This window comes from Streptomyces pathocidini (assembly GCF_001418495.1).
In the GTDB taxonomy this organism is placed as follows: Bacteria; Actinomycetota; Actinomycetes; order Streptomycetales; family Streptomycetaceae; genus Streptomyces; species Streptomyces pathocidini.
Genome location: NZ_LIQY01000252.1, coordinates 1 through 6,818, shown reverse-complemented (window position 1 = coordinate 6,818; position 6,818 = coordinate 1). Strand labels below are relative to the sequence as shown.

The window sequence follows — 6,818 nt, the reverse complement described above, 5'->3', positions numbered from 1 at the left end:
CGACCGCCGTGCCGGCCCCGGCCCACACGGCGTACGCGGTGCCCACGGACATCGTCTTGAGGGTCTGCGCCAGCAGCCCGAAGGCGAGCAGATACCCGGCCACGGTGATCAGCGACGGCCACAGCCTGCTGAACCCGTCGCTGTACTTCATCGCGGTCGTCCCCACGACCTCGGCCGCGATCGCCCCGGCAAGCATCACCCACACCATGCGTACGAGCGTACACAACGTTGCGTACGCCCGTACGCATACGCCCCTCACGCCACCCCGCACACATAGGCCCCCCACACAAACGACTCATGCCCGCCAGCGAGCACTGGCGGGCATGAGTCGCTCGCGGGGAAGCGGGGCGACGCGGGGTGGGCTCAGACGTGAATGGACCTCAGACGTGGAGGGACTCAGTCTCGGGTGGGCCTCAGTCTCGGGTGGGACTCAGACGTTGAAGCCCAGGGCCCGCAGTTGTTCGCGGCCGTCGTCGGTGATCTTGTCCGGGCCCCACGGCGGCATCCAGACCCAGTTGATGCGGAGCTCGTTGACGATGCCCTCGGTCGCGGAGCGGGCCTGGTCCTCGATGACGTCGGTCAGCGGACAGGCCGCGGACGTGAGCGTCATGTCGATGGTCGCGATGTTGGAGTCGTCGACGTGGATCCCGTAGACCAGGCCGAGGTTGACGACGTCGATGCCCAGCTCCGGGTCGACGACGTCCATCATCGCCTCGCGAACCTCTTCCTCACTCGCGGGCTTGGTGGTGGTCTCGCTCATGGGGTGGTCTCCTTCGCAGCGCCGTCGCCCAGCACCTGGGCGGTGGCGTCCTTCCATGCCATCCAGCTCAGCAGCGCGCACTTCACGCGCGCCGGGTACTTGGAGACGCCGGCGAACGCGACGGCGTCCTCCAGCACCTCCTCCATCGCGTCATCCGGTTCCAGCCGGCCCTTGGACTGCATCAGCTCCAGGAAGGCCTCCTGGATCTTCCGCGCCCGGGCGAGGTCCTTGCCGACCAGCAGCTCGTTGAGCACGGAGGCGCTGGCCTGGCTGATCGAGCAGCCCTGGCCCTCGTACGAGATGTCGGCGATCCGCTCGCCCTCGTACCGTACGCGGAGGGTGATCTCGTCGCCGCACGTCGGGTTGGTGTGGTGCACCTCGGCGTCCCCGTCCCGCAGCCCCCGCCCGTGCGGGTGCTTGTAGTGGTCCAGGATGACGTCCTGGTACATCGAGTCCAGCTTCACGAGCCAACCAACCCCTAGCCGCTGCGTCCCATGAGCCGCTGCGTTCCATTAACCGCTGCGTCCATTAACCGAAGAAGTTCCTTACGTGCTCCAGGCCCTCGACGAGGGCGTCGACCTCGGCCGGCGTGGAGTACAGATAGAACGACGCTCGCGTGGTCGCGGGAATTCCGTAGCGCAGGCAGACCGGCCGGGCGCAGTGGTGGCCGACGCGGACGGCGATGCCCTGCTCGTCGAGCACCTGGCCCACGTCGTGCGGATGGATGTCGCCGAGCGTGAAGGAGATCGCGGCGCCGCGGTCCTCGGCCGTGGTGGGGCCGATGATGCGCAGGTCCGGGACCTCCAGCAGGCGGTTCACCGCGTACTCGGTGATCGCGTGCTCGTGGGCCTGGATCGCCTCCATGCCGATCGAGGAGAGGTAGTCCACGGCCGCGCCGAGGCCGACGGCCTGGGCGATCGGGGGCGTACCGGCCTCGAACTTGTGCGGCGCGGGGGCGTAGGTCGAGGAGTGCATCGAGACGGTCTCGATCATCTCGCCGCCGCCGAGGAACGGAGGCAGGTCCTCCAGGAGCTCCTGGCGGCCCCACAGCACGCCGATGCCGGTCGGGGCGCACATCTTGTGGCCGGTGAAGGCCACGAAGTCCGCCTGCAGTGCCTGCACGTCGAGCGGCATGTGCGGCGCGGCCTGCGAGGCGTCGACGACGACCAGCGCGCCGACCTCCTGGGCCCGCCGGACGATCTTCTCGACCGGGTTGACCGTGCCCAGGATGTTGGAGACCAGCACGAACGAGACGACCTTGGTCTTCTCGGTGATGATCTCCTCGATGTTGGACAGGTCGAGGCGGCCGTCGTCGGTGAGGCCGAACCACTTCAGCTTCGCGCCGGTGCGCTGCGCGAGCAGCTGCCACGGAACGATGTTGGAGTGGTGCTCCATCTCCGTGATGACGATCTCGGTCTCGCGGTCCACGCGGTAGGGCTCGTCGGCCCAACCGAGCATGTTGGCCACGGTGTTGAGCGACTCCGAGGCGTTCTTGGTGAAGATCACCTCGTCGCGGCTCGGCGCGTTGACGAACGCCGCGACCTTGTCGCGGGCGCCCTCGTACAGCGCCGTGGCCTCCTCGGCGAGGACGTGCACACCGCGGTGGACGTTGGCGTTGTGCTGCTCGTAGTACGCGCTGAGCGCGTCGAGCACCTGGCGCGGCTTCTGCGAGGTCGCCGCGTTGTCCAGGTACACGAGCTTCTTCCCGTCGTGGACCTGGCGGTCCAGGAGGGGGAAGTCCTTACGGATCGCCTCGGTGTCGAGGAGGCCCGGCAGATTGATCACTCGGACGCGCCGCCCTTCACGTATGCCTCGTAGCCCTCGTTCTCCAGCTTGTCGGCGAGCTCGGCGCCGCCGGACTCGGCGATGCGGCCGTTCGCGAACACGTGGACGTGGTCGGGCTTGATGTAGCGCAGGATGCGCGTGTAGTGGGTGATCAGCAGGGTGCCGACCTCTCCGGTCTCGCGGACCCGGTTGACGCCCTCGGAGACGATCCGCAGCGCGTCGACGTCCAGGCCGGAGTCGGTCTCGTCGAGAATCGCGATGCTCGGCCTCAGCAGCTCGAGCTGGAGGATCTCGTGGCGCTTCTTCTCACCGCCGGAGAAGCCCTCGTTGACGTTGCGCTCGGCGAAGGAGGGGTCGATGGAGAGCCGCTCCATGGCCTCCTTGACCTCCTTGACCCAGGTGCGCAGCTTGGGGGCCTCGCCGCGAACCGCGGTCGCGGAGGTGCGCAGGAAGTTGGAGACCGAGACGCCGGGGACCTCGACCGGGTACTGCATGGCGAGGAAGACGCCGGCCCGGGCGCGCTCGTCGACGGACATCTCCAGGACGTCCTCGCCGTCGAGCGTGACGGTGCCGCCGGTGACGGTGTACTTGGGGTGGCCGGCGAGGGAGTAGGCCAGGGTGGACTTGCCGGAGCCGTTGGGGCCCATGATGGCGTGGGTCTCGCCCTGCTTCACGGTCAGGTCGACGCCGCGCAGGATCTCGCGGGGGCCGCCCTCGGCCTCGACGGAGACGTGCAGGTCGTGGATCTCAAGCGTTGCCATGGGTGCCTCAGGACTCCTGGGTGACGGAGACGAGCACGTCGTCCCCTTCGATCTTTACGGGGTATACGGGGACAGGGCGCGTCGCGGGCAGGCCGGACGGCTTGCCGGTGCGCAGGTCGAAGCGCGAGCCGTGCAGCCAGCACTCGATGGTGCAGTCCTCCACCTCGCCCTCGGACAGCGAGACGTTCGCGTGCGAGCAGATGTCGTGGATCGCGAACACCTCGTCGTCGGTGCGGACGACCGAGACCGGCGTGCCCTCGAGCTCGACGCGCCGGGGCGTGTCCTCCTCGAGCTCGCTGAGCGCGCAGACGCGCACGAAGCCGGCGGCCGTCATGCGACGGACGCTTCCAGCTCGGCCTCGATCTTGGCGATGAGGCGCTCCTCGACGTCCGGCAGGCCGATCTGCTGGACGAGTTCGGCGAAGAAGCCGCGGACGACCAGGCGCCGGGCCTCCTCGGCCGGGATGCCGCGGGCCATCAGGTAGAACAGCTGCTCGTCCTCGAAGCGGCCGGTCGCCGAGGCGTGGCCGGCGCCGACGATCTCGCCGGTCTCGATCTCCAGGTTGGGGACCGAGTCGACGCGGGCGCCGTCGGTGAGGACCAGGTTGCGGTTCAGCTCGTAGGTGTCCGTGCCGGTGGCCGCAGCGCGGATCAGCACGTCGCCGATCCACACCGCGTGCGCGTCCTGGCCCTGGAGGGCGCCCTTGTAGGCGACGTTGGAGCGGCAGTTGGGCGCCTCGTGGTCGACGAAGAGCCGGTGCTCCTGGTGCTGGCCGTTGTCGGTGAAGTACAGGCCGTAGAGCTCGGCCTCGCCGCCCGGGCCCTGGTACTGCACGCGCGGGTTGAGGCGTACGAGGTCGCCGCCGAAGGTCACGACGACGGACTTGAAGGTCGCGTCGCGGCCGACGAGCGCGGTGTGCTGCCCGGCGTGCACGGCGGTGTCGTCCCAGTCCTGGACGGAGACGACGGTCAGCTTGGCGCCGTCGCCGAGGTGGTACTCGACGTTGGCGGCCAGCACGGCGTCGCCGGTGTGGTCGATGACGACGACGGCCTCGGCGAACGCCCCCACCTCGATGACCTGGTGGGCGAAGGTCGTGCCGCCCTGGCCGTGCACGGCGATCCGGATCGGGTCGGCGAGCACCGCCTCCTTGGGCACGGTGATGACCGAGGCCTTCTCGAACGCGGAGAACGCCGCGGCGGCCACGCGGTCGACCGACTTGCCCGCCTTGCCGACCCGGGGGTCGGAGCGGTCGACGAGCTCATGGGTGACCTCGTCCGGCGCCAGGATGTCGATCTTGAGATCGGCGCCGCCCGCGGCTGCCGAGCCGTCGTGCAGGCCCTTGAGGCGCTCGAGCGGAGTGAAGCGCCACTCCTCCTCCCGGCCGTGCGGCACGGGGAAGTCCGCCACGTCGAAGGACGGCGGGGCGCTCATCCGCGTCGCCGTGGTGGACTCGGCGGCCACCGCGATTGCTCCGGAGGTGGTGGAACCCAGCGCGGATGGGAGTCCCCCCTGGACCGGAGCCTGTCGGAGGTCCTTGGGGGAGTTCTGCGGCTCGGCCATGGCTGTCGTCGTGCTCTCTCTCTGCGTCAGAAAACAGTGCGCTCAGGTGCTGCGGGCGTGGGCGTCAGCCGACCGCGCCCTCCATCTGCAGCTCGATCAGCCGGTTGAGCTCCAGCGCGTACTCCATGGGCAACTCGCGCGCGATCGGCTCGACGAAGCCGCGCACGATCATCGCCATCGCCTCGTCCTCGGAGAGGCCGCGGCTCATGAGGTAGAAGATCTGGTCGTCGCTGACCTTGGAGACGGTCGCCTCGTGGCCCATGGACACGTCGTCCTCGCGGACATCCACGTACGGGTACGTGTCCGAGCGGGAAATCGTGTCGACCAGCAGGGCGTCGCACAGCACGTTGGACTTGGAGCCCTCGGCGCCCTCGCCGATCTCGATCAGACCGCGGTACGAGGTCCGGCCGCCGCCCCGCGCCACCGACTTGGAGACGATGTTGGACGAGGTGTTCGGGGCCATGTGGACCATCTTGGCGCCCGCGTCCTGGTGCTGGCCCTCGCCCGCGAAGGCGATGGACAGGGTCTCGCCCTTGGCGTGCTCGCCCATCAGGTAGACGGCCGGGTACTTCATGGTGACCTTGGAGCCGATGTTGCCGTCGACCCACTCCATGGTCGCGCCCTCGTAGGCCACGGCGCGCTTGGTGACCAGGTTGTAGACGTTGTTCGACCAGTTCTGGATGGTCGTGTACCGGCAGCGGGCGTTCTTCTTGACGATGATCTCGACGACCGCGGAGTGCAGCGAGTCCGACTTGTAGATCGGCGCGGTGCAGCCCTCGACGTAGTGCACGTAGGCACCCTCGTCGACGATGATCAGCGTCCGCTCGAACTGGCCCATGTTCTCGGTGTTGATCCGGAAGTAGGCCTGGAGCGGGATCTCCACGTGCACGCCCTTCGGCACGTAGATGAAGGAACCGCCGGACCACACGGCCGTGTTGAGCGAGGCGAACTTGTTGTCACCGGCGGGGATGACGGTCCCGAAGTACTCCTTGAAGAGCTCCGGGTGCTCCTTGAGGGCGGTGTCTGTGTCGAGGAAGATGACGCCCTGCTCCTCCAGGTCCTCACGGATCTGGTGGTAGACGACCTCCGACTCGTACTGCGCCGCCACACCCGCGACGAGGCGCTGCTTCTCGGCCTCCGGGATGCCCAGCTTGTCGTAGGTGTTCTTGATGTCCTCGGGCAGGTCGTCCCAGGAGGCGGCCTGCTGTTCCGTGGAGCGGACGAAGTACTTGATGTTGTCGAAGTCGATGCCGGAGAGGTCCGAGCCCCAGTTCGGCATGGGCTTCTTGCCGAAGAGACGCAGGCCCTTCAGGCGCAGCTTCAGCATCCACTCCGGCTCGGACTTCTTCCCGGAGATGTCGCGGACGACCTCCTCCGAGAGCCCGCGCTTCGCGGAGGCGCCGGCGACATCGGAGTCGGCCCAGCCGTACTCGTAAGTGCCCAGGCCCTCGAGCTCGGGGTGGGCGGTCTCCGTGGGGAGAGTCATGCGGGGTTCCTCCCGGCCGTGCTTGCAGATGCTGTGGTGGTCTTGGGGGTGGTGCGTTCGTCCGGCTTCTTGGGGACGTGCCCCGCCTTCGGGACGAAGGTGGTGCACACACCGTCGCCGTGGGCGATCGTGGCCAGTCGCTGGACATGCGTGCCGAGCAGGCGGGAGAAGACCTCGGTCTCCGCCTCGCACAGCTGCGGGAACCGCTCGGCGGCATGGGCGANNGGGCGGCCAGGCGGGCGCGGGCGAACTCCGCGACCGCGGCCTCGCCCTTCTCGCCGCCGCCCGCGCTCTGCGCGATCCAGCGCAGGGCGTCGACGGCCAGCTGGTCGTAGGCCTGGTCGAAGATGTCGCGGCCGCAGTCGGTGAGGGCGAACACCCGCGCCGGGCGGCCGCGCCCGCGCGAGCCGTAGACGCGCTGCTCGCGGGCCTCGACGACACCGTCCGTGACGAGCGAGTCGAGGTG

General features: G+C 68.8%; 8 protein-coding genes and 2 pseudogenes. All 10 read right to left on the bottom strand.

Annotated features, from left to right (window positions below; genetic code table 11):
* Positions 1-208, bottom strand: a 208-nt coding sequence (locus tag AOK16_RS13690; protein ID WP_169790892.1) for a DMT family transporter, incomplete at its 3' end; no start/stop codon positions are given.
* Between the two features lie 222 nt (positions 209-430).
* Entirely contained in the window at positions 431-760 is a 330-nt protein-coding gene (locus AOK16_RS13685; RefSeq protein WP_055472546.1) for a metal-sulfur cluster assembly factor, read from the bottom strand.
* Positions 757-1,224: a Fe-S cluster assembly sulfur transfer protein SufU gene (sufU, locus tag AOK16_RS13680; RefSeq protein ID WP_055472545.1), complete on the bottom strand. Its 468-nt coding sequence runs from the start codon at positions 1,222-1,224 to the stop codon at positions 757-759. The genes AOK16_RS13685 and sufU overlap by 4 nt, the downstream gene beginning before the upstream one ends.
* Before the next feature lie 64 nt (positions 1,225-1,288).
* Positions 1,289-2,545, bottom strand: a complete 1,257-nt coding sequence (locus tag AOK16_RS13675; RefSeq protein WP_055472544.1) for a cysteine desulfurase — start codon at positions 2,543-2,545, stop codon at positions 1,289-1,291.
* Positions 2,542-3,306, bottom strand: coding sequence for a Fe-S cluster assembly ATPase SufC (sufC, locus tag AOK16_RS13670; RefSeq protein WP_055472543.1), 765 nt, complete (start codon positions 3,304-3,306; stop codon positions 2,542-2,544). Before sufC ends, AOK16_RS13675 begins: the two co-directional genes overlap by 4 nt.
* Before the next feature lie 7 nt (positions 3,307-3,313).
* Positions 3,314-3,640 (bottom strand): non-heme iron oxygenase ferredoxin subunit, encoded by a 327-nt coding sequence (locus AOK16_RS13665; protein ID WP_055472542.1) that lies wholly within the window; start codon positions 3,638-3,640, stop codon positions 3,314-3,316.
* Positions 3,637-4,866 (bottom strand): Fe-S cluster assembly protein SufD, encoded by a 1,230-nt coding sequence (gene sufD / locus AOK16_RS13660; RefSeq protein WP_079101349.1) that lies wholly within the window; start codon positions 4,864-4,866, stop codon positions 3,637-3,639. Before sufD ends, AOK16_RS13665 begins: the two co-directional genes overlap by 4 nt.
* Before the next feature lie 64 nt (positions 4,867-4,930).
* Complete coding sequence (sufB, locus tag AOK16_RS13655) at positions 4,931-6,352, bottom strand: Fe-S cluster assembly protein SufB (RefSeq protein ID WP_055472541.1); 1,422 nt, start codon at positions 6,350-6,352, stop codon at positions 4,931-4,933.
* Positions 6,349-6,575: pseudogene (locus tag AOK16_RS28245) on the bottom strand (transcriptional regulator); the annotation flags it as partial. The pseudogene AOK16_RS28245 and the gene sufB, both read right to left, overlap by 4 nt.
* Before the next feature lie 2 nt (positions 6,576-6,577).
* Positions 6,578-6,818 (bottom strand): annotated as a pseudogene (locus AOK16_RS28240) (transcriptional regulator); the annotation flags it as partial.